Annotated in this window: 1 protein-coding gene; it reads left to right on the top strand. The window is 55.8% G+C overall.

The features are described 5' to 3' along the window. Positions 1-317: 317 nt before the first annotated feature. Positions 318-3,104, top strand: a complete 2,787-nt coding sequence (locus tag KIH86_RS01805; RefSeq protein WP_223081723.1) for a glycoside hydrolase family 3 C-terminal domain-containing protein — start codon at positions 318-320, stop codon at positions 3,102-3,104. Positions 3,105-3,232 lie beyond the last annotated feature (128 nt).

Raw genomic sequence — 3,232 nt, 5'->3', positions numbered from 1 at the left:
TTTTGGAACCGCCGTATGCGGACCCGCATGTACGGTGGTGTGAGAGGACGGGGGCTTGCCGCCCCCTCCTACTCGATTGAGAGGATTGGGTGCTGTTAGGCTGTCAGACGTTCAATGGCCGCGGTCTGCCGACACCTCCGCCCGATGCTCGAGCCGTTCGTTTATTTTTACCTGAAAATGTAAACCATATGCCGATACACTCCTTATAGGGATGTGAATTCGGTTTTATCTAAGATTTTTCAACTGATTCCTTCCCTATGAATGCGAAAAGCTTTGTAGTAAGATGTTGAACAACTACAGGTTAAGGGGAGAAAGCCTTGAATATAAGGAAATTGGGAGTACCTTTGGAAGGGTTTGCAGAGTTCAGCCGGACTGTGGCCGCAGAAGGAGCCGTACTGCTGAAGAATGAAGCTGGCGCTCTTCCGATCCGGAAGAACGAAAGCGTTTCGATTTTTGGAAGAACACAGGTGAACTATTACCGGAGCGGCACCGGATCGGGCGGCAGCGTCAATGTGGCGTATACAACCAATCTGCTGGACGGTCTGCGCGCCAAGAAAAATATCACGGTTAATGAAGAATTGGCGGCTGTGTATGAGAAATGGATCGAGGCCAACCCGTTCGATAACGGGGGAGGCGGCTGGGCCGCAGAGCCTTGGCATCAGAAGGAAATGCCTTTGACAAGCGAGCTGGTGTCTGAAGCCAGGGGGAAGTCAGATAAAGCTATCGTAGTGATCGGCCGTACGGCGGGCGAGGATCAGGACAATGCCAATGAGCCGGGCAGCTATCGGCTGACCGATGATGAGAAGGACATGCTGAAGAAGGTGACGGCCCATTTTGAGCGGACGATTGTTGTGCTGAATGTGTCGAACATTATCGATATGAGCTGGCTGAATGACACAGGTTATGTTCATCCGATTGCAAGTGTGATCTATGCCTGGCATGGCGGCATGGAAGGCGGCAATGCGATTGCCGACGTGCTGGCCGGAGATGTTAACCCGAGCGGCAAGCTGACCGATACGGTCGCCTATTCGCTGGACGATTATCCGTCGACCCATAATTACGGGAACGAATTCAAGAACGTTTATCAGGAAGATATTTATGTGGGCTACCGGTATTTCGAAACCTTTTGCCCGAACAAGGTGCAGTATCCGTTTGGCTATGGTCTGTCGTACACAACCTTTGATCTAAAGATGGAAGAGGCAGGGCTGGTGAATCGTGACGGACAAGAGATCATTGAACTTGCTGTAATCGTTACCAACACGGGGAGCGAATTTGCGGGCAAAGAGTCCGTTCAGGTGTATTACGAAGCACCTCAGGGCAAGCTGGGCAAGCCTGCCAGGGCACTGGCGGCATTCGGCAAGACGCGGGTGCTTCAGCCGGGCGAGTCGCAGACTTTGACCATCAGCTTCCCTGTTCACATTATGGCATCCTACGATGACGAAGGCGTTACGGGCTTCCCTTCCGCCTATGTGCTGGAGGCCGGAACGTACAAGCTGTTCGCAGGCGGCAATGTCCGCAGCCTTGTCAGCCTCGGCGTAGAAGGTCAAAGTGGATATACGGTCGCGGATACCATCGTAGTCGAGCAGCTGGAAGAGGCGCTGGCTCCGACCGAGAGCTTCACCCGGATGAAACCGGGAGCGCGGCGGGAGGACGGCACGTACGAGCTGATCTTCACGGAAGCGCCGAAGCAGAAAACTTCATTAGCTGAGCGAATTCAGAGCAAGCTGCCGGTGACGCTGGAGCAGACCGGAGACAAAGGGTATAAGCTCAAAGATGTGCATGAGGGCAAGATTAGCATGGAGGACTTCATCGCCCAGCTCAGCGACCAGGATCTGGCCGCGATTGTCCGCGGCGAGGGCATGAGCAGCCCGCTGGTGACATCGGGTACGGCATCGGCCTTTGGCGGAGTGAGCGATTCGCTGTTCGACTTCGGCATCCCGGTGGGATGTACGGCGGACGGCCCGTCCGGCATCCGGATGGACAGCGGGGAGAAGGCGACCCAGGTGGCGATCGGTACGCTGCTGGCCGCAACATGGAACCCGGAGCTGGTCGAGGAGCTGTACGTCTTGGAAGGCCGGGAGCTGCTGCGGAATGAGATTGACACTCTGCTTGGACCGGGGCTGAATATCCGCCGCAGTCCGCTGAACGGACGGAACTTCGAGTATTTCTCCGAGGACCCGCTGGTTACCGGCGTGTTCGCGGCCGTCTGTACCCGCGGTATTATGAAGGGCGGCTCGAACGCGACATTGAAGCATTTTGCCTGCAACAATCAGGAGAAATACCGCAGCCAGGTGGATGCCGTCGTATCCGAGCGCGCCGTGCGGGAGATTTATCTCAAGGGCTTCGAAATCGCCGTGAAGCAGGCCGGAGCCAATTCGATCATGACCTCCTACAATCCGGTGAACGGACACTGGGCGGCGTCGAACTATGATCTCAACACGACGATTCTTCGCGGGGAATGGGGCTTCCAGGGCATAGTGATGACGGACTGGTGGGCCAAGATGAACGATGCGGAATCCGGCGGCACGGCGGACGCGCGGTTCACCAACTTCATGGTCCGTGCGCAGAACGATCTGTATATGGTCGTCAGCAACTATGGCGCTGAGATTAATGCCATGGAAGATAACACACTGGAGTCCCTGGAGAACGGAACCTTGACCCGGGGCGAGCTGCAGCGCAGCGCCATGAACATCTGCCGGTTCCTGATGCATGCGCCGGTATTCTCGCACGAGCAGGTTATTGAGGAGACGGTCGAGGCGTTTAAGGCCAATCCGTCGCTTGCGGCTGCGCAGGCACAATCTCTGACGGACGGAAGCCAAATCAAGCCGGACCCGGCGGGATCGGTTATGGTGAAGGTTGAGCAGTCCGGCGTATACCGGACCTTCGTCCAGCTCATGTCACCGGAATCGAATCTGGCGCAGAGTGCCTGCAATGTGACGCTGAACGGCCAGTTGATGACGACGATCCAGACGAACGGAACGGACGGCCGCTGGGTCCGCCAGAAGCTGGTGAAGGCGGAGCTCGAAGCGGGGCTCTATGAGCTGAAGCTGGACTTCGTGAAGCCGGGCCTTGTGATCGACTGGATTGAGTTCAAGCAGTTGTAAGTAAGCGAAAATACCCGAAGATTCCTAAAGACAGCTAAAGACACCCGGAGGGCAATGTCATTAAGTTTAGCTCAAAGACAAGAACGACAATAGAAATTGGAACCAAAACGGCATGGGAATGAGTCCTG

This window comes from Paenibacillus sinensis, assembly GCF_019904155.1.
In the GTDB taxonomy this organism is placed as follows: domain Bacteria; phylum Bacillota; class Bacilli; order Paenibacillales; family Paenibacillaceae; genus Paenibacillus_AQ; species Paenibacillus_AQ sinensis.
Note: the sequence above shows the minus strand (reverse complement) of the source record. Positions and strands in the feature narration are given on the sequence as shown.